Here is a 20,063-nt window from a genome sequence, read left to right on the forward strand (position 1 = left end):
CGCCTGTCCGGACGGGCCGAAAGTCGGCCCCCGCTCGACTTCGGTCGGTCGTCGCGTCCCCTTCGTCGGGGATCGCGTCCACGACGAGGTGGGGTGGCCCCGCGCTGCGTAGATTTGTCGCTCATGAGGGCTGACGACGACGCCGTGCGGGCGGCGCCCTGGTCCACCGGACGCCGGTGGCTGCTGCCGTCCGCCGTGGCCGCGGGACTGGACCCGGACGCCGAAAGCCCGGGACGGCCGCCCCGGCGCACCGCGCGCGACTGGGCCGTGGACTTCTCCTGCTTCCTTCTGGCGGTGGGCGTCGGTCTTGCCGTGGCGGACTCCTTCCCCGGCGAGCGCGACCTGCCGCTCGCCTTCGCCGTGGCCGACCAGTTGCTGGGCGCGCTCGCCTGCGCGGCGGTCTGGGTGCGCCGCCGGTGGCCCCTCGCCCTGGCGGTCACGATGGTGCCGCTCGGCTTTCTGTCGACGACCTCGGCCGGCGCCTGCACGGTCGCTCTCTTCAGCCTCGCCGTGCACCGGCCGTTCCGGTACATCGCCTGGGTGGGCGGCGCCGAGATCGTCCTGATCCCGGTGCTCGCGTGGGCGCGCCCCGACCCCACCCTGGCGTACGGGCCCTCGGTGGCGTGGAGCGTGCTGTTCATCGTCACCGCCATCGGCTGGGGCATGTTCGTCCGCTCCAAGCGGCAGCTCATCCTGAGTCTGCGCGACCGCGCCGGCCGCGCCGAGACCGAGGCCGTGCTGCGCGCCGAGCAGGCCCAGCGGCTGGCCCGCGAGGCCATCGCCCGCGAGATGCACGACGTGCTCGCCCACCGTCTCACCCTGCTCAGCGTGCACGCGGGCGCGCTGGAGTTCCGCCCCGACGCGCCCCGCGAGGAGATCGCCCGGGCGGCCGGCGTGATCCGCGAGAGCGCCCACGAGGCCCTCCAGGACCTGCGCGAGATCATCGGCGTCCTGCGGGCCGCCGAACCCGACGACGCGGGACGCCCCCAGCCGACGCTGGCCGCCCTGGACACGCTGGTCGCCGAGTCCCGCGAGGCCGGCATGAAGGTCACCCTCGACCAGCGCGTCACCGACGCCGGGGCCGTTCCCGCCTCCGTCGGCCGCACCGCCTTTCGCATCGTCCAGGAGGGCCTCACCAACGCCCGCAAGCACGCCCCGGGCGCGGAGACCGCCGTCACCGTCGCGGGCGGACCCGGCGAGGGCCTCGCGGTGACCGTGCGCAATCCGGCCCCGGAGGGCGAGCCGTCGCCCGTCCCCGGCTCCGGACAGGGCTTGATCGGCCTGACCGAACGAGCGACGCTGGCCGGCGGACGCCTGGAACACGGGCCGCGCGAGGACGGGGGCTTCGAGGTGCGGGCGTGGCTGCCATGGAGGTGAACGCCCCTGCCCGGCCGACGACTTGGGCTTCTGCCCGGCCTGGCCCCGGTGGCGACGGCGCCCGGCACACGCACGGCGAGGCGTCCGCGGCCCCTGCCGCACGGCCGTCGCGGGCCCGCCCCCACGCCGACGGCCACGACCCGCCCCGGCCGTCCCCCCCGGCCGTCTCGTCGGAGGGCCGTCCGGTACGGCAACTCGCTTACCGCAACCGTGATTACGTAAGGGCCATGACTGCGATCAGACTCCTCCTCGTCGACGACGATCCCCTGGTGCGGGCCGGTCTGGCCTTCATGATGGGGGGCGCCCACGACATCGAGATCGTCGGCGAGGCCGCCGACGGAGGCGAGGTCGAGGGGCTCGTGGAGCGCACCCGCCCCGATGTCGTCCTGATGGACATCCGGATGCCGGCCGTGGACGGGATCGCCGCCACGGAGCGACTGCGCGGGCGCGAGGACGCCCCGCAGGTCGTGGTGCTCACCACCTTCCACGCCGACGAACAGGTGCTGCGGGCGCTGCGCGCCGGCGCGGCCGGGTTCGTCCTCAAGGACACCCCGCCTGCCGAGATCATCGAGGCCGTGCGCCGCGTGGCGGCCGGTGACCCGGTCCTGTCGCCCGCCGTCACCCGGCAGCTGATGGACCACGCGGCCGGCACGGCCGCCGACACCCGGCGCGCCCACGCGCGCGTGCGGCTCGCGGCCCTCGGCGAACGAGAACGTGAGGTGGCCGTCGCGGTCGGCCGGGGCCTGTCCAACGCGGACATCGCCGCCGGCCTGTTCATGAGCGTGGCCACCGTCAAGGCCCATGTGTCCCGGGTGCTGGCCAAGCTCGGCCTCAACAACCGCGTGCAGATCGCGCTGCTGGCCTACGACGCCGGACTCCTGGAGGAGGCGGACGACGCGGACGGCACGGCGGACGAGGGGCGGGGGCGCGGCGGTCACTAGTGCCGCATCAGGCAACGTTCGCCCTGTTCACGAGCTCGCGGAGGCGTTCGTCGGCGGCGTGCTTGTTTCACCGGATGATGTAGCGACGGATCAAGCTGCCCTGCTCAAGTCGTCGAGCACGATCGCGATGCGGATCTCGGGCGGGTAGCGGCTGCGCAGGGAACGGCAGAACTCCAGGAACCTGGTCCGCTTCTTCCTCGGCTTGATGTGGCCCCGTGGAGCTTGCCCTTGGCGTCATGGGCGGCGACCAGGTGCCGGACCCCGTGCGGGCGGGTGTAGGTCGCCCGCCGGCGGAGCCTCGGTTCTCGAGCGGGTCCTTGTGGCGGCCGCCGCGTTCGGTCCACTGCCGCCCGGGGTGGGGCTGGAGGTTGAGGATTGGCAGATATATTTCGTACCTCGATATATACTCGATGCATGACCAGACGGAACCCGCCCTTGACGGAACCGCAGTACTTCATCCTCGCTGCGCTCATGGATGGCCCGTTGCACGGTTACGGCATCATCAAGGCGGCCGAGCAAGCCACCGACGGGCGTCTCCGGATAGCTGTCGCCACGCTCTACGGCACGCTGGATCGGATGGAGCGGGCCGGGCTGGTGGCCGCCGGCCATGAGGAGATCGTGGACGGGCGAGCGCGGCGCTACTACCGGCTCACCGAGGACGGCACCGAGGCGCTCGGCCGGGAAGCGCTGCGGATGCAGCAGGCGGCGGCCGTCGTCATCGGACGCGTGCGGGATGCCGGAGCGGCCCCGGCATGAATCGTCTGCTGCTTGCGGCCTATCCCGAGTCCTACCGTTCCCGGCAGGGCAGGGAGTTGCTGGCCTGCCTGACCGAGGCATATCCCGGCCGCTCCTGGCCCCCGCCGCGGGAAGTTGCCGCCTTGGTGCGCGCCGGGGTGCAGGCCCGCGCCCGTGCCACCGTTGACGACACCACCCGGCCGTGGTGGCTGGACGGCATCCATCTGGCCGCCCTGGCCCTCGCCGCGCTGGCGCTGGTTCCGTACTTGCAGGATGTGTGGCACTGGGCACTGCGCATCGACCCCGGACAGCACGCCATCGCCTTCCACTTCTCCGGCTGGTATCCGTGGGCCGGAGGTCCCACGCGGATAAGGCTGCTGCCCTACGGGCTGCTCCCGCTGGGCTGCCTGATCGCTCTGCTGCGTGGCAGAGCGTGGATCGCGCTGCCGGTCGCGGGAGCCATGATCTGGGCCGGCGCTACGTCCCACGGCCGCACCCTCTTCGGCGACGAGGGCAAGGCGGGCTTGAGCTACTACGGTCTTGGGGCCCCGATAACGGCCCGTGACCTGGCGCTCTCGGGGACCCTGTGCGCTGCGTGCGCCGTGCTGGCGCTCTGCCGACCCAGCCGTCTGCGACGCCGCTCGTACCGTTGGCTGGCCCCCCTCGTGCTCGCCATGTTCATGGCCGGGGGCCTGCACATCATCTCTGTCAGTCCGGCTTTCCAGCGCGGCTTGTTCGTCCTCGAGGTCGCCGCGCTGCTCGGCGCGTGGGTGGCGACGGCCGCCACCGGCGACCACCGGTGGCTGATCCCCGTCGCGGCGGTCGCGATCGTCCGCACACAGGCGATCGTCGTCCAGCCGGACGCGTTCATGCAGTCCTTTCCGGACCTGGTCGTTCTCCTCCTGCTGATCGCGCCCCTCCCCGCCCTGGCGTTGACCGCACAGAACCGACAGGCGCAGGAACTCGCCGAATAGGAGCGGACCCCCGGTGGGCCGGCCGAGCCCGGCGGCCCACGTCGTGCCGCAAGACGTGCGTGCCGAACCCCCCTCAACGGAAGAAACAGATCGATGACTCAGCACGATTCTCCGACCCTGCCCGCGCACCGTCCGGGGGCCTCAAGGCAGGCCCCCGACGCCCCCAGCCCGTCGCGTACGACACGGCCGTGGATGCCGGCTCTGCTGTACACCCTGGGGTTTCTGACGGTCTATCTGCTCGCCATCTGCACCCCGTGGGGGCAACGAGCTGAGAACGCCCTGTTTGGTCTCGGTAAACAGGGCGGCGAGGAAGCATGGATCTACCCCCTGTCAGGATCGGCCTACGGCTCGACGCCCCTGCCGCCGCTGGAATTGAGTGCCAAGCCCACCCTGATGGTGGGCCTGGCCGTCATCGTGGTCCTCACCCTGATGCGGCGGTGCTGGTGGCCGGGGTGCGCGGCGCTCGGGGTCGTCATTTTCACGACCGGAGGCAAGGAGGTGCTCAAATCGACGCTGCCCCGCCCCGATCTGGTGGGCGCGCCGGAGAATCTCCTTGATCAGGGTTTCCCCAGCGGGCACACTGCCATCCCCGCCGCGCTGACTCTCGCCGCCGTCCTCGTGGTCTCCCCCCGCATCCGCCCCTACGTCGCCATGGCCGGTGTGCTGTGGCTCGCCTGCATCGCCGCCTACAGCGCGACCAACGGCGGCCACCGGCCCAGCGAAGTGCTGGGGGCCACACTGTTGGCGTGTGCCTGTTACGGCCTCGCAACCTGGCTGCTGCCGCCGTCCGCCGCGCCGGGCGGCACGCGGAGCCCCCGTGCGCTGCCCGTCATCACCCTGATGCCGGCACTGGCCGTAGCCCTCGTTTCCGGCGCACGGAACGACACCCTCACAAGGTCACTGGTCTCCGCGGCGACGGGCTTCATATGTGCGGCCCTGGTCTGGTACGCCGCAGTCGGGCGGCCCGCACACACCGCACGCCGCACACGCCCCGCCCTGGACTGACCACCCGGCCGGCTCCGGGCGGGAACCGGCGCATCCTGGCAAAGCGGCGTCCGACGCCACCGCCCAGTCGTAGAAGCCGTCGACGCCCGAGCGGGGATGCGCTACCGCCCGGCGCGTCCTCCCGTAGTCCGGTCAACAGGCCGGTGTCGCCCTGCGCGGCAACCTGACGGCCAGAATGATCACGTGGCTGAACGGGTGCAGGTCCGGGAGATCGACGATGACCAGGGCCGGCGGCTGCTGCGGACTATCCGCAGGGGCACCGGGTCGGTGGTGACCTGGCGGCGGGCCCAGACGGTTCTGCTGTCCGCGCAGAGGATGCCCCTGGCGAAGATCGCCGAAATGTCGTTCACCAGCGACGACCGGGTCCGCGATGTGATCCACAACTTCGACACCGACGACTTCGACTCGCTCTACCCGAAATACAAGGGCGGGCGGCCCAGGGCGTTCACGCTGCCCGAGCGCCGCGAGATCAAGAAGCTCGCGAAGTCCAAGCCGACTGAGCACGACCTGCCCTTTTCCACCTGGAGTCTGTCCAAGCCGGCGGACTTCCTGGTCGCAGAGGGGGTGATCGACGACATCTGCCACGAGGGCCTCCGCATCTGCTCCGCAAGGAAGGCGTCTCCTTTCAACGCCTGAAGGCCTGGAAGACCTCCCGCGACCCGGACTACGCGGCCGGGAAGGCCCGCGTCGAGCACCTCTACACGATCGCCGACGGGGAGGTCCTGCCCGAGGAAGACGAGCCCGAAGTCATCTTCGGCATGGACGAGTTCGGCCCGCTCAACCTCATGCCCCACCCCGGGAAGCAGTGGGCCGAGCGCGGCGGCAAGCACAAAAACCCCGACCGTGAGCCGCGCCGCAGGCGGCGGGCGACCTACAACCGCTCGGCGGAGTACGGCACCTGTTCGCCGCCCTGGACCTGGCCAAGGACAAGCTCTACGGCCACATCAAGCCGGTCGAGCGGCGGACGCAGTTCCTGGAGTTCTGCCGCTACCCGCGCACCCTCTACCCGGACAAGGACCGTATCGCGATCGTCTGCGACAACTTCTCCCCGCACCTGACCACGAAGAAGTGCCAGCGGGTCGGCACCTGGGCCGCGGCTCGTCGACAGGGCGAACGTTGCCTGATGCGGCACTAGCCAGCCGGCGGAGCAGTCGTTGCGTGTGCCGGGAGCCGTGTGCCGGGGGCCGATGGAACGAGGGGGGCTGGGAGGCGAGGAGCCGGGACCGGGGAGGCGGGAAGACGAGGAGTGGGGAAGGCGAGGAGCCGGGACCCGGGGAGGCGGAAAGACGGGGAGGCGGGAAGGGGAGAAGTGGGGAGGCGAGGGGCGCCGGGGTGTTCACCTGTCTCTGTCGGAGTGTGCGCTCATCCCGTCGCCGCCGGGATCTCGGCGAGGGCGACCGCTCTGCGTTCGCGCCGGGACACCTCGCAGGCCTCCGCGATCCGCAGGGCCTGGAGGGCCTCGCGGCCGTCACAGGGGTTGGCGCGGGTGCCCCGGACGACGTCCACGAAGGCGTTCAGCTCGGCCTCGTAGGCTGGCCCGAAGCGCTCCAGGAACCCCGACCACGGCTTGTCCGCGGCGGGCGGCCCGGTGGGCTCGGTGGACGCGATCGGCGTGCGGTCGTCCAGCCCGACGACGATCTGGTCGAGTTCCCCTGCCAGTTCCATCCGGACGTCGTAGCCGGCTCCGTTCAGCCGCGTCGCGGTCGCCGTGGCGAGGGCGCCGTCGTCGAGGGTGAGCAGCGCGGCCGCCGTGTCCACGTCCCCCGCCTCACGGAACATCGAGGGCCCGGCGTCGGACCCGGCGGCATAGACGTCCGCCACTTCCCGCCCGGTCACCCAGCGCAGACAGTCGAAGTCGTGAACGAGCGCGTCCCGGTAGATCCCGCCGGACACCGGCAGCCAGGCGGCCGGCGGCGCCGACTGGTCGGACGTCAGCGCCCGGACCGTGTGCAGCCGCCCGAGCCGCCCCGAGCGCACCGCCTCCCGGGCTCCCGTGTACCCCGCGTCGAAGCGGCGCTGGAAGCCCATCTGAAGGATCGTTCCAGCGGCTTCGACCTCGGCGATCGCCTGTAAGGTCCCGGCCAGGTCCAGGGCGATCGGCTTCTCGCAGAAGACCGGCAGGCCCGAGCGTGCTGCCCGACCGATCAGTTCGGCGTGGGCCGAGGTCGCCGTCGTGATCACCACGGCGTCCACGCCCCAACGGAAGATCTCGTCCACCCCTGGGGCGGCCGTCTCGCCCAGCCGCAGCGCGAGCTCCTGGGCCCGCGCGGGGTCCGCGTCCGTCAGGATCAGGGATCCGACCTCGCGGTGACGGCTGAGTGTGTTCGCATGAATGGTGCCTATGCGGCCCGTCCCGATGACCCCGATGCGCATGAAACAAAAGTGGCGTCGCAGGCCGCACGATGTCAATGCGTATGTCCGGACAACCGAACTACACAACTTCCCGTCAACCGGTCGCGGAGCTACGCTCGGGCCGTGCCGAAACCAGAAGTGGACCCGACTGTGCAGCTAGAACTACGTGTGGACCGAAGCTCTCCGGTGCCGTTGTACTTCCAGCTGGCCCAGCAGCTGGAGGCCGCGATCGAGCACGGATCGCTCACTCCCGGCAGTCTGCTGGGCAACGAGATCGAGCTGGCGGCACGGCTCGGCCTGTCCCGACCCACCGTCCGCCAGGCGATCCAGTCCCTCGTCGACAAGGGCCTGCTGGTGCGCCGGCGCGGCGTCGGCACACAGGTCGTGCACAGCCAGGTCAAGCGCCCGCTGGAACTCAGCAGCCTCTACGACGATCTGGAGTCGGCCGGGCAGCGTCCGGCGACGACGGTCCTGGTCAACACGGTGGTACCGGCGTCCCCCGAGGTCGCGGCCGCGCTCGGGGTGGCCGAGGGCAGCGACGTCCACCGGGTGGAGCGGCTGCGGCTGGCGCACGGCGAGCCGATGGCCTTCCTGTGCAACCACCTGCCGTCCGGGCTGCTCGACCTGGACACCGACCAGCTGCAGGCGACCGGCCTGTACCGCCTGATGCGAGCCGCCGGGATCACCCTGCACAGCGCCCGGCAGTCGATCGGCGCGCGCGCCGCCACCGCCGCGGAGGCCGAGCGGCTCGCCGAGGACGAGGGCGCCCCGCTGCTGACCATGCAGCGCACCACGTTCGACGACACCGGCCGGGCGGTCGAGTTCGGCGACCACATCTACCGGCCGAGCCGCTACTCCTTCGAGTTCCAGCTGCTCGTGCGCCCTTGAGCTCTGTCCCCTCGCTCCGGGCCCCCTGGTCCCCGGGCCCTGGTCCGTGGTCCCTGGCTCCTGGCTCCTGGCTCCTGGTCCCTGGCCCCTGACTCCTGGCTCCTGCCCCGTGGTCCCGGAAGTCCTTGACGGCCTTTGAGGGGCAGCGGGAGACCCGGGCGCATTCGAGGCCTTGACGCGGGCTTTCCACATGGGTCGCATTGTCCGGACAAAGCGGCCGGACATCGTGCCGATCCGCGACCCGCGAGGGAGCGCGCAGGCCTCGCCGTGCGGTGGGAGCGCCCCGGCCGCACCGCGGCAGGGCAGGAGCGGCGCCGATCTGCGGCTTCGCCATGCGGGCCACGCCCCGCTCGGCACCGGGCACGAGGGTGAGGCAGAATCGGCGGCGATGAGCACCTACGGCAACTTCAGCGCCCCCATCGGCTCCCGCCGCGCCCCCGCACTTCGCACGGTGGGCACGAGGGAGCGCCGCTCGCACCTCACCGCGCCCCGCGTGCCGACGGTCGGCATCGACATCGGCGGCACCAAGGTGATGGCGGGCGTGGTCGACGCCGACGGCAACATCCTGGAGAAGCTCCGCACGGAAACCCCGGACAAGTCCAAGAGCCCGAAGGTCGTCGAGGACACCATCGCCGAGCTCGTCCTGGACCTGTCCGACCGGCACGACGTGCACGCCGTGGGCATCGGCGCGGCCGGCTGGGTCGACGCCGACCGCAACCGCGTCCTGTTCGCACCCCACCTGTCCTGGCGCAACGAGCCGCTGCGCGACCGTCTCTCCGGCCGGCTCTCGGTGCCCGTCCTGGTGGACAACGACGCCAACACCGCCGCCTGGGCCGAATGGCGTTTCGGCGCGGGCCGCGGCGAGGACCACCTCGTCATGATCACGCTCGGTACCGGCATCGGCGGCGCGATCCTGGAGGACGGCCAGGTCAAGCGCGGCAAGTACGGCGTCGCCGGAGAGTTCGGCCATATGCAGGTCGTGCCCGGCGGCCACCGTTGCCCGTGCGGCAACCGCGGCTGCTGGGAGCAGTACAGCTCGGGCAACGCGCTGGTCAGGGAGGCGCGCGAGCTGGCCGCCGCCGACTCGCCGGTGGCCTACGGGATCATCGAGCACGTCAAGGGGAACATCGGCGACATCACCGGCCCGATGATCACCGAGCTGGCCCGCGAGGGCGACGCCATGTGCATCGAGCTGCTGCAGGACATCGGTCAGTGGCTCGGCGTCGGCATCGCCAACCTGGCCGCCGCCCTCGACCCGTCCTGCTTCGTGATCGGCGGCGGTGTCTCGGCCGCCGACGACCTGCTGATCAGCCCCGCGCGCGACGCCTTCAAGCGCCAGCTCACCGGGCGCGGCTACCGTCCCGAGGCGCGGATCGTCCGCGCGCAGCTCGGCCCCGAGGCCGGCATGGTCGGGGCCGCCGACCTGGCCCGCCTGGTCGCCCGCCGGTTCCGGCGCGCCAAGCGCCGCCGTGTGGAACGCTTCGAGCGTTTCGAACGGTTCACCGAGGCGGCCCGCCGTACCCAGGACACGGCCTGACCGGCCCTGTCGACCCGCCCCGGCCCCGGCACGACCGCCGGACCGCCCCGCACGACCTCGGACGCCGTATGACACCCTCGCTGCCCCATCAGGCCGCGTCTCCCGACGAGCCGTCGAGCCCGTCGGAGGACCGTCGGCACGTGATCCGCCGCAGGGCGCTCACCTTGTTGATCATCGTTCTGCTCATCGGCGTCCCGGCCGGCTACCTGGTGATCTCCGCCAACCAGAGCCGCGACAGCGGCAAGGACAAGGAGGCGAAGTACTCGGCCACCGGCCTGACCGAGGGCTGGCCGTCGAAGGTGCAGCGCCGGCTGTACCAGGTGCCGATCCCGCACCCGTCGAACCAGGTCGCCTACTACGAGACGAACAACTGGAAGACCAGCCGGCTGTACGCGCAGTTCCAGACCACGCACACCGGCCTCGACCAGTTCCTCGCGGACATCGGCGTCAGCCGGGCCGATCTGAAGAAGGGCGACATCGCCATCAGCGCCCGCGACCAGCAGATCACCGGCTGGAAGTTCACCGGGCCCGGCTCCCGCCCCGGCGACTACTTCGGCCTCGTGCGCGCGCAGAAGAACCCCGACCCCACGCTGGACGTCGTGGTGAACACGGGCAACGCGACCTACCCCTTCGTCTACGTCGTCTCGCGCACCGTCCCTTGACCTGACCTGACCTGACCTGACCGGGCCCGGCTCCGCCCGGTTGACGGAACCGGGGAACCGGAAGGCGGCCGGGGCCCCGGCGCCCAGGTCCGGCAGGCCGCCGGGGCCGATTGTCGGACCCCGCCCGTAGAGTCGGAGACGACTGATCCGACACACGGGCGGGAGGTGGACACACGGCATGAGCGCCCTGCTCGACGGCACGACGCCGGCGGAGGCCGAAGCCGTCTCCGTGCGGCTCGCCGCCGTCTTCCTGCCCGCGCCTCTCCCGCGTGAGGGCCGCGTCGCCTTCTGGGACCCGGCGGACGGCACGCTGCCCGCCACGAAGGGCGCGGAGCGCACGGAGCTCACCGTCGTCCGTCGCCACGGCTCCTCGATCCGCAGCGGGCAGACCCCCGCCCTGTCCCTGCCCCTCGACGCGGCGCTCCCGCTGCTGGTGCGCGCCCGCCGCGACCCCGCCGCCCACCCGGCCACCGCCTGCTGGGGCGCGGCCGCCCTGCACGCGCTGCGGCTCACCGCCCGCGGCCGCCTGCTGCCCGGCCTGACGCCCACCGGGCACGACGCGTGGCGGGCCGGCCCCCTGGATCCGGAGGACGTCGCACACCTGCGCGCGGTCGCCGCCGCGCTCCCGTACGAGGGCCACGCCGTGCCGCTCCCGGGCGCGGGCCCGCTCCGGCTGCCGAAGCCGGAAGCCCTGATGCGGTCCTTCCTGGACGCCGTCGCGGACACCCTGCCCCGCACGCCCGCCGCGCCGCACGCGTGCGGAAAGCCGTTCGCGGACCGTCGGCCCCAACGGCTGCCGGGCGCGCACGACTGGGCCGCCGAGGTCGCCGCCGGCATGGACGCGGGCGTGCGGATCTCGCTCCGCCTCGACCTGTCCGCGTACGACATGTTCGACGTGTCCGACGACGGCGGGCGGGCGCGTGGCGCCGGCGCCGCGATCGTCCAGGTGCACAGCCTCGCCGACCCCACCCTGGTGACCGACGCGGCTGCCCTGTGGGCGGGCGAGGCCGACGCCGCCTTCGGCGCACGCGCCCGCGTGGACGCCGCCCTCGCCGTCCGGCGCGCGGCCCGCGTCTGGCCGCCGCTCGCCCGGCTCGCCGAACAGGACGCCCCGGACGTCCTGGCCCTGTCCGAGGACGAACTGAACGATCTGCTCGGCGTGGCGGCCACCCGGCTGGCGGCGGCCGGGGTGGCCGTGCACTGGCCGAGGGACCTGGCGCAGGACCTCAGCGCTGCCGCCGTGGTGCGGCCGGCGCCCGGCTCGGCGACCGACGGCACCGGCTTCTTCGAGAGCGAGGACCTGCTGCAGTTCCGCTGGCAGCTGGCGCTGGGCGGCGACCCGCTCAGCGAGGCCGAGATGGACATGCTGGCGGAGGCCCACCGCCCGGTGGTCCGGCTCCGCGACCAGTGGGTCCTGGTCGACCCGGCGCTGGTGCGCAAGGCCCGCAAGCGCGAACTGGGCCTGCTGGACCCGGTCGACGCCCTGTCCGTGGCCCTCAGCGGCACCGCCGAGGTCGACGGCGAGAGCGTCGAGGCGGTTCCCGTGGGAGCCCTGGCCGCCCTGCGCGACCGTCTCACCACCGGGGTGCACCCGGCCGAACCGCCCGCCGGCCTGCACGCCACTCTTCGCGACTACCAACTGCGCGGCCTGGCCTGGCTGGACCTGATGACGTCCCTCGGGCTCGGCGGCTGCCTCGCCGACGACATGGGCCTCGGCAAGACGATCACCGTCATCGCCCTGCACCTGAAGCGCTCCCGCACCGAGCCGACCCTGGTGGTCTGCCCGGCCTCCCTGCTGGGCAACTGGCAGCGCGAGATCAACCGCTTCGCGCCCGGCGTCCCCGTCCGCCGCTTCCACGGCGCCGACCGCAGTCTGGCGGACCTGCCCGGCGGCTTCGTCCTCACCACGTACGGCACGATGCGCTCGGCCGCCCCGGCCCTGGCCGACCGACCCTGGGGCATGGTCGTCGCGGACGAGGCCCAGCACGTGAAGAACCCCTACTCGGCGACCGCGAAGGCCCTGCGCACCATCCCGACCCCCGCGCGCGTGGCTCTGACCGGCACTCCCGTCGAGAACAACCTCTCGGAGCTCTGGGCCCTGCTCGACTGGACGACTCCGGGACTCCTCGGCCCCCTGAAGTGCTTCCGCGCCCGGCACGCGCGCGCGGTGGAGAACGGCGAGGACGACCAGGCGGTGGAGCGCCTCGCCCGCCTGGTGCGCCCGTTCCTCCTGCGCCGCAAGAAGTCCGACCCCGGCATCGTGCCCGAGCTGCCGCCCAAGACGGAGACCGATCACCCCGTCCCGCTCACCCGTGAACAGGCGGCGCTGTACGAGGCGGTGGTGCGCGAGTCCCTGCTGGCCATCGAGACGGCGGACGGCATCGCCCGCCGTGGCCTGGTGCTGAAGCTCCTGGGCGCGCTGAAGCAGATCTGCGACCACCCCGCGCTCTACCTCAAGGAGGAGGGCGCCTCCGTGGGGGACGCCCTGGCCGCCCGCTCCGGAAAACTCGCCCTGCTGGACGAACTGCTGGACACCCTCCTCGCCGAGGACGGGTCGGCGCTCGTCTTCACGCAGTACGTCGGCATGGCCCGCCTGATCAGCGCCCACCTGGCCGCCCGCGCGGTTCCGGCCGAACTGCTGCACGGCGGAACTCCGGTGCCGGAGCGGGAACGCATGGTGGACCGCTTCCAGAGCGGCGCGACCCCGGTCCTCGTCCTCTCCCTGAAGGCCGCGGGCACGGGCCTCAACCTCACCCGCGCCGGGCACGTCGTCCACTTCGACCGCTGGTGGAACCCGGCGGTGGAGGAGCAGGCCACCGACCGCGCCTACCGCATCGGCCAGACCCAGCCGGTCCAGGTGCACCGCCTCATCACCGAGGGCACGGTCGAGGACCGCATCGCCGAGATGCTCCAGGTCAAGCGCGCGCTGGCCGACGCGATCCTCGGCTCCGGCGAGTCGGCCCTCACCGAACTCACGGACCGTGAACTGTCCGACCTGGTCAGGCTGCGCAGGGAGACGTGATGGCGGCGACGGACGACGAGCGGCGCGACGAGCAGAAGAACCCGGCCGAGACCGCCCCCGCCGACGCGAGCCCGGACGAGACCGGCACGGATGGGGCCGGGACAGGTGAGGTGGGCCAGGAGCAGGGCTCCAGCCCGGCGGACGAAGCACGCCGTGCGCTGAGGGCGGCTCGGGAACGCAGGCAGGAACAGCCGCTCAGGCAGCCGCCGACGCGGGCGCAGAGGCCCAAGCCGCCACGGACCCCGACCCATGAACCGACTCCGCGGCAGCCGCAGGGGCAGCCGCCGGTGGGGCCGTACCGGCCGGAGTCGGCCGAAGGGCCCTCACCGGAAAGCTCGCAGCGGCCCGAGGACCGGCCGGGGGATCCGGGGGAGCCGGGTGAGCCCGCACCCCGACCGGCCGACGCCGCCCGCGCGGCCCTGCGGCGCGCGCCGAACCCGCCGTCCGCGGCCGCCACGCCTCCCGTGACGACCGTGCCTCCCGCGGCCGCCACGCCTCCCGTGACGAGGGTGGCTCCCGCGGCCCCCACGCCCCCCGGGTCGGAGACCTCACCGGCCGCTCCCAGCCCCGAGTCGGCTGCCGCTGAGGCAGCGGACGGCTCACCGGCGTCGCCGACGGCACCGGCATCCGAAGGGGCGGACTCCCCGCACATCCCGACCGGGACGACGGCCCCGACCGGGTCGCGCCCCGGGGACGTCGCCCGCGAGGCGCTGCGAGCGGCCCGCGCGCAGGCGCGGCAGGATCAGGCCGACTCGGGGGAGCGGGCCGGTCAGGAGACCGCGGCGCGCAAAGGCCCGCGCCCTCGTTCTCGCCCCCACCCCGACACCCGCCCCGCCGAAGACCGGCGACCGGGAGTCAGCACCCCCGACCCCGTCGCCGGTGAACGGGCCCGTGCGGTGAGGGAGATGCTCGCCGGCGCGTTCCGGATGCCGTCCGGGGAGACGGCCGTCCCCGACACCGAGGGGAACGCCGGGGCGACCTCGGAAGGAGACTCGTCACCACTCGCCGACGAGGCAGACGCGTCCCCCTGGCCCACTGGTGCGGACGCGGACTCTTCCGGCGCCGAGGCGTTCGCGCCCCGTTGGTCCACCGAGGCGAACGCGGACTCTTCGGCCGCGTCGGTCGTGGGGGACAGCGCACCGCCGCAGGATCAGGTCGGCGAGCCGAGCGTGGCTTCGTCGGTCGCGGGGGACAGCGCACCGCGACCCGCTCAGGCCGCCGAGTCGCCCCGGACCGCCCGTCGCTCCATGGCCGCCCCCTCCCGGGACGGCGACCACCGCCGCACCTTCCCCGCGTTCCCGCCCCGCACCGGCGGTTCCTTCGCCGAGACCTGGTGGGGCAACGCCTGGGTCACCGCGCTCGAAGAAGGCGCCCTGGACGTCAAGCGGCTGGCGCGCGGGCGCGGTTACGCCGAGCAGGGAAACGTGGACGCGATCACGGTCACGCCCGGGCTCGTCCTGGCGTACGTGCAGGGCAGCCGCCCTCGCCCCTACCGGGTGCAGGTCCGGCTGCGCACACTCGGGGACGACGACTGGGAGCGCTTTCTGGACGCCGCCGTGGAGCGCCCCGGACACATCGCGGCGCTGCTCGACAAGGAGATGCCCGAGTCCCTCGCCGACTGCGGGGTGCCGCTGCTGCCCGGACCCGGGGACCTCGAGCCGCACTGCAGCTGTCCCGACCGCGGTCACCCCTGCAAGCACGCGGCAGCCCTCTGCTACCAGACCGCGCGTCTCCTGGACGCCGACCCCTTCGTGCTGCTCCTGCTGCGAGGCAGGGGCGAGCGCGAGGTGCTGGACGCGCTGTCCCGTCGTAACGCCACCCGCGCGGCCCGCGCCGCGCAGGAGCAGCAGCCGGAGCCCCTGCCGGGTGTACGGGCCGCGGAGGCGCTGGCCGAGCGCCGACTCCCGCCTCTTCCCGCTCCGTTGCCCGTGCCCGCGCACCCCGAGCAGCCCCCGGCGTACCCGTCCGCCCCGAACGGTCCCGACTCCTTCGCGCTGGACCACCTCGCCACCGACGCGGCCGCCCGTGCGCACGCCCTGCTGGTCACCGGCCACGACGAGATCGGGGAACTGACCCTCTGGCAGGACGCCGTACGGCTCGCCGCGTCCCGGCCGGGTTCCGGGCTCACCGCCGCCACCCGTTCCCTCTACGCCTCGCTCGCCTCCGCCGCCGGCCGCACGCCGTCCGAGCTGGCGCGCGCGGTGGCCGCCTGGCGGCAGGGCGGACCGGACGGGTTGATCGTCCTGGAGGAGTCCTGGGATCCGCCTGCCGGACGCTTCGACCGGGCCCGTCCACTTCTCCTCGCCGCCGACCTGCCGGCCTTCCGGCCCCGTCGCAACCATCTCACCCACCCTCGCGGCCACGTCCAACTCCGCCTCGGGCGGGACGGGCTGTGGTACGCGTACGAGTCGGAACCGGGCCACGACGACTGGTGGCCCCGCGGCACCCCCGACCCCGACCCGGTGGGCGCGCTCACGGGCCTGGGCGGCCCCGACGAATTCTGATCCTGCCTTCCCGCGCTGAGCACCCCGCGGGAAGGCAGCGCAGCAAAGCACCGCTGTAAGGCATTGCGAGAAGGCACCGCACCGGCGCTCACCGCACCGGCGCAGTACCTGTCCAGCACTCACCGGTACTGCGCCCACCGGTACGGCGGCCCCCGCATCGCCGCCCTGCTCACAAGGCCCAGGGCAGCTGGATCCTCCCGCCGTCAGGGGCGACCGCCTGCCCGCCGACCGCCATGGCGACGAGGGCCTGCGTGCCCTCGAGCGCCTGGAGCCGGCGGGTGGCGCCGCCCGGGAGGATGACGGCCTGGCCGGCCCTCACCGTCTCGGTCTCGCCGTCGACGGTCACCTCGAAGGCACCGGAGAGCAGCGTCCAGACCTGCTCGCGGTCGATCGAGTGCACGGGGGTCGCGTTGCCGGAGGCCATCTCGACCCGCCACGTACTGAGTTCCTTGCTGCCCTGACTGGGCGCGGCCAGGCCGAACATGGCCGCCGCGGCACTGCGGGTCGTGCGTGCGTCGGTCTCGGTCACCACATACATGTCTGCCCCCTGAATAAAGTTGCTTTACTCGCAGCGAGTAAAGCCGCTGTACTCACCTGTGTCAACATGGGCGGATGGAGACCGACGACCCCCTCGAGCGAGCCGAGCTGAGTTACCTCCTGGGCATGGCGTTCCAGCTGGTGATCTCCGAGTTCGTGCGCAGACTCGACGCCGCCGGCTACGACGACCTGCGCCCCATGCACGGCTTGGCGTTCCAGGCGCTCTACGGCCCCGGGCTCACGAGCACGGAGCTGGCCGAACGGCTCGGAGTCACCAAACAGGCCGCCGGCCAGCTCGTCGACGAGCTGGAGAAGGGCGGTTACGTGGAACGGCGTCCCCATCCGGCGGGCGGGCGGCGCAAGTTGGTGGTGCTGACCGAGCAGGCCCTCAAACACCTCGTCGTGGCGGGGGGCATCCTGCGCGAGCTCGAGGCGGAGCTGGGGACGCGGCTCCAGCGCAAGGGACTCGCCATGCCGCGGGCCGAGCTGGCCGCGGTCGTCCGGGCGCTGGCCGGCGCCGACATCCCGCCGCTGCGCCCCGTCTGGTGACGGTTCCACGGCCGCTCGGACGGGATGCCTCGGCCCGGCCGCCTCGATCCGGTCACGGAAGAAGGCAAGGATCAGCTGATGCCGCCCCCCGACAGCGACCTTCTGTCCGGTGACAGTGACACCCAGATCACCGGGACGACGCGGCGGGTGTGACTTTGTCGGGCGCCACGGCACACCACTGCCTGAGCCAGGAAACACCCTGGTCCTCCTGCACTCCCGCCGAGGGTGGTCGGCCATCGGAAGGAAGGGACTATGAGCGGTCGACCTCACAAGGCGATACGACGAGCCGCCCACACCTTCAGCTCGCCCGGCCCTACCGACGCGCTCCTCGGCACGGATATGCCGTGATGCCGAATCGGGCACCGGCCATCATGATCGGTCTTGAGGGTGAGCGCTTGGGCGGGAGCAGAGTCCGCGCTGTGTGCCCTGATCGTCTCCTGAAGTAGTCACCACCCCAGGGCGATCACGGATCAGCGTCCATTGACCCGGAGGGTAGTGATGTCGCAGAGGACAGCCGCTGCTCCACACACGGCGGGGCACGCCGCTCTCAAGGATGGGGCGCACTGGTGGCGGGGGCGCTCGTCGCTGTTTTTCCCGGCCCAGCCACGCAGAGTACGAACCGTAGGAGGAGCGTTCCGGACCCTTGCGGGTTCCGGAGGAGCGGCCCGCCCGCCGGATCCCGGAACTCGTACCGATCCCTTTCGGCCCAGTGAGTGCCCATTGTTCCGGTTCTACCGAGGCGCCGCGACGATCATGGCCGGCTGCCCCAGCTCCGGACTCATGGCTGAATCCTGCTGTGACGCGCGCAGGTCGGAGGCCTCGGCATGACTCCTCCGAGCCGTCCGATCAAGCCTGACGGACAGCCCCCTGCAGCCGACCCGATCTCACTCGTCCGCAGCCGCGGTTACGCGGTTCTCCTCCTGATCGCGGCGGTCGTCGGCGTCCCGATCTCGGCGGCGGCCTTCGGCTTTCTCGCACTCGTCGACAAGCTCCAGTCGCTCACCTACACCGACCTGCCCAGGGCCCTCGGCTTCCATGGCACGCCCAGCTGGTGGCCCGTACCGCTGCTGGCCGTGGCCGGGCTCCTCGTCGGCCCGATCGTCCGATACCTCCCCGGCAACGGTGGACACGAGCCGGCCCGTGGATTCGTAGCCTCGGGCCCGACCCCGACAGTCAATCTGCCTGGCGTGGCGCTCGCCGCGCTGGCCTCACTCGGCCTCGGAGCCGTCATCGGGCCGGAAGCCCCGCTCATCGCCCTGGGCAGCGGCCTCGCCGTGGCCGTGCTGCGACTGACGCGGAAGTCGTTCCCGAAGCAGGCAACCGGCGTCGTGGGAGCCTCCGGGAGCTTCGCCGCGATCAGTACCCTGCTCGGCTCACCGCTGCTCGGAGCATTCCTGCTCATGGAAATGTCCGGCCTGGGCGGACCGATGCTCGGCGCCATCCTGGTACCCGGACTGCTTGCCTCCGGCATTGGTGCGCTCATCTTCACCGGCCTGGGCTCGTGGACCGGCCTTGGCACCTACTCGCTGACCCTGCCGAACGTCCCCCATGCCACCAGGCCGGACGCCGCCGAGTTCGGCTGGGCGCTCCTGATCGGGGTGGCTGCGGCTCTGCTCGGCGTCGGGATCCGGTGGCTCGCCCTCAGCTTGCTGAGACTGGTCGAACCGCGACGGCTGACGGCCACCGTCCTCGCGGGCGTCGTCGTCGGTGTGATCGCCCTGCTCTACGCTGAGTGGACCGGCCACACGGCTTCGGGAGTCCTGTACTCGGGACAGAGCGCCCTCGGTCCCCTTCTCACCGCGAACGCGCGGTATTCGGCAGGCGCCCTCGTGGTGCTCGTCGCCTGCAAGGCAGTGGCGTACTGCGTGTCCATGGCAGCGTTCCGTGGTGGCCCGGTGTTCCCCGCCATGTTCGTGGGCGCAGCCGGAGGCATCGCACTCTCCCACCTGCCCGGCCTCGGAGTGACTGCTGGGCTCGCGATGGGCGTGGGTGCGATGTCGGTGGCGATGCTCAAGTTGCCCATGACCTCCTTGCTGCTGGCCACCCTGCTTCTGGGCCAGGAGGGGCTTACCGTCATGCCGCTGGTGATCGTGGCGGTAGTGGTCTCCTACGTCCTCACGCTCAGGCTGACCCCATCGCCGACCACCGCACCCGCCACCGAGCAGGACGCAGCCGGGCCGCGGGGCGGCTGAGCTGCCAGGGGTGCGGTCCCCAGCTCGTAACCTCGCGCTGGAGGCCAACGCCCGCCATCGCAAGATCGGCTGGTCAGAGACACTATCGGCGCCCCATCGCGAGTGGGAGGTTCCGGATCCGTCTCATATGCCCCCCGGCTCGCCGTACCCGCACGCCCGTCTCAGCAAGCAAGCTGCCCGGGCCGCATGGCCCCGGGGGCCCGGTTACGGTGCGTCGGGCGTGGCCCGCTCGGTGTGCGCCCGTTGCGGACGTGACCGTCGTCTTCGGCCGGCGCTGCGCCCCCGCGGCGGCACGACGAGCTGCGCGGCGCCGCAGCCGCCGGCACTGCTGACACCAGGGCGGTGGTCTGCAGATCGCCCACCAGGCCGTGGTTGGCGATGGGGGGGGGGAGCAGTCCATGACCGTGCCATCCCAAGGGTTCCGACGCGATCCACTCTCCGGCAGGCCATGTACGGGCCCTTCTCGAGGCCCCGGACAGGGCCGTCGGCCCGCGGATGCCCGAGAGCACAGGCGGCGCGCAACATTCATGGGCCACTACCGTTCGCGGTCTGAGGTTGTGGCGTGAACATGCGGCGTACACCGCCGGGTGGTGCAATGGACATGGTGGCGGGGTGCCCTTGCGCGGAACCGCCCGCAGCGAGTCCGGCCTCGTCGCAGCCGTCCCCGGTCGCGGCCGTCGGCAGACGGTACCGCTGCCAAGATGCTTCCCGTGGGTGGCGAACGATGCGGACGCCCGAATCGCGGGCCCGGGACAGGCTCGGCTACCGGTTGGTTCGCCGTTGACCCG

14 protein-coding genes and 1 pseudogene are annotated in these 20,063 nt (G+C 72.6%); 13 read left to right on the top strand and 2 right to left on the bottom strand.

The annotated features are described in order from the left end of the window. The first annotated feature begins 123 nt into the window (after nucleotides 1-123). The 6 genes and pseudogenes from ACZ7DE_RS13165 to ACZ7DE_RS13190 all read left to right on the top strand — a co-directional run. Nucleotides 124-1,377, top strand: coding sequence for a sensor histidine kinase (locus ACZ7DE_RS13165; RefSeq protein ID WP_470760486.1), 1,254 nt, complete (start codon nucleotides 124-126; stop codon nucleotides 1,375-1,377). Between the two features lie 227 nt (nucleotides 1,378-1,604). After that, complete coding sequence (locus ACZ7DE_RS13170) at nucleotides 1,605-2,318, top strand: response regulator transcription factor (protein ID WP_470760488.1); 714 nt, start codon at nucleotides 1,605-1,607, stop codon at nucleotides 2,316-2,318. Between the two features lie 414 nt (nucleotides 2,319-2,732). Continuing rightward, nucleotides 2,733-3,074: a PadR family transcriptional regulator gene (locus ACZ7DE_RS13175; protein WP_402274076.1), complete on the top strand. Its 342-nt coding sequence runs from the start codon at nucleotides 2,733-2,735 to the stop codon at nucleotides 3,072-3,074. After that, a complete protein-coding gene (locus ACZ7DE_RS13180; protein WP_470760490.1) occupies nucleotides 3,071-4,027 on the top strand; it encodes a hypothetical protein in 957 nt (318 codons plus the stop codon). The genes ACZ7DE_RS13175 and ACZ7DE_RS13180 overlap by 4 nt, the downstream gene beginning before the upstream one ends. 192 nt (nucleotides 4,028-4,219) lie before the next feature. Then, on the top strand, nucleotides 4,220-5,032 hold the full coding sequence (locus tag ACZ7DE_RS13185; protein ID WP_470760492.1) for a phosphatase PAP2 family protein: 813 nt from the start codon (nucleotides 4,220-4,222) through the stop codon (nucleotides 5,030-5,032). A 183-nt stretch (nucleotides 5,033-5,215) separates the two neighbouring features. Further along, nucleotides 5,216-6,131, top strand: a pseudogene (locus tag ACZ7DE_RS13190) (transposase); the annotation flags it as partial. Nucleotides 6,132-6,394: 263 nt separating this feature from the next. Here the strand turns inward: ACZ7DE_RS13190 and ACZ7DE_RS13195 are convergent. Next, entirely contained in the window at nucleotides 6,395-7,405 is a 1,011-nt protein-coding gene (locus tag ACZ7DE_RS13195) for a Gfo/Idh/MocA family protein (RefSeq protein ID WP_470760494.1), read from the bottom strand. 129 nt (nucleotides 7,406-7,534) lie between these two features. On the opposite strand from ACZ7DE_RS13195, the gene ACZ7DE_RS13200 reads away from it, so the two are divergent. The 5 genes from ACZ7DE_RS13200 (at nucleotide 7,535) to ACZ7DE_RS13220 (ending at nucleotide 15,997) form a co-directional block, all read left to right on the top strand. Then, nucleotides 7,535-8,272, top strand: a complete 738-nt coding sequence (locus tag ACZ7DE_RS13200) for a GntR family transcriptional regulator (protein ID WP_470761083.1) — start codon at nucleotides 7,535-7,537, stop codon at nucleotides 8,270-8,272. A 388-nt stretch (nucleotides 8,273-8,660) separates the two neighbouring features. Continuing rightward, a complete protein-coding gene (locus ACZ7DE_RS13205) occupies nucleotides 8,661-9,809 on the top strand; it encodes an ROK family glucokinase (RefSeq protein ID WP_190147474.1) in 1,149 nt (382 codons plus the stop codon). Between the two features lie 68 nt (nucleotides 9,810-9,877). Beyond that, nucleotides 9,878-10,471: a sugar kinase gene (locus tag ACZ7DE_RS13210; protein ID WP_470760496.1), complete on the top strand. Its 594-nt coding sequence runs from the start codon at nucleotides 9,878-9,880 to the stop codon at nucleotides 10,469-10,471. 178 nt (nucleotides 10,472-10,649) lie between these two features. Next, nucleotides 10,650-13,493 (top strand): DEAD/DEAH box helicase, encoded by a 2,844-nt coding sequence (locus ACZ7DE_RS13215; RefSeq protein WP_470760498.1) that lies wholly within the window; start codon nucleotides 10,650-10,652, stop codon nucleotides 13,491-13,493. 905 nt (nucleotides 13,494-14,398) lie between these two features. Beyond that, nucleotides 14,399-15,997 carry an SWIM zinc finger family protein gene (locus tag ACZ7DE_RS13220; protein WP_470760500.1) on the top strand — a complete coding sequence of 533 codons (1,599 nt, stop codon included), beginning with the start codon at nucleotides 14,399-14,401 and terminating at the stop codon, nucleotides 15,995-15,997. Nucleotides 15,998-16,166: 169 nt separating this feature from the next. On the opposite strand, the gene ACZ7DE_RS13225 is transcribed toward ACZ7DE_RS13220, so the two are convergent. Beyond that, nucleotides 16,167-16,535 (bottom strand): cupin domain-containing protein, encoded by a 369-nt coding sequence (locus ACZ7DE_RS13225; RefSeq protein ID WP_470760502.1) that lies wholly within the window; start codon nucleotides 16,533-16,535, stop codon nucleotides 16,167-16,169. A gap of 74 nt (nucleotides 16,536-16,609) precedes the next feature. On the opposite strand from ACZ7DE_RS13225, the gene ACZ7DE_RS13230 reads away from it, so the two are divergent. Both ACZ7DE_RS13230 and ACZ7DE_RS13235 read left to right on the top strand, forming a co-directional pair. After that, a complete protein-coding gene (locus tag ACZ7DE_RS13230) occupies nucleotides 16,610-17,083 on the top strand; it encodes a MarR family winged helix-turn-helix transcriptional regulator (RefSeq protein ID WP_470760504.1) in 474 nt (157 codons plus the stop codon). Nucleotides 17,084-17,907: 824 nt separating this feature from the next. Beyond that, nucleotides 17,908-19,275: a chloride channel protein gene (locus ACZ7DE_RS13235; RefSeq protein WP_470760506.1), complete on the top strand. Its 1,368-nt coding sequence runs from the start codon at nucleotides 17,908-17,910 to the stop codon at nucleotides 19,273-19,275. Nucleotides 19,276-20,063 lie beyond the last annotated feature (788 nt).

This window comes from Streptomyces sp. NPDC037083, from assembly GCF_055606485.1.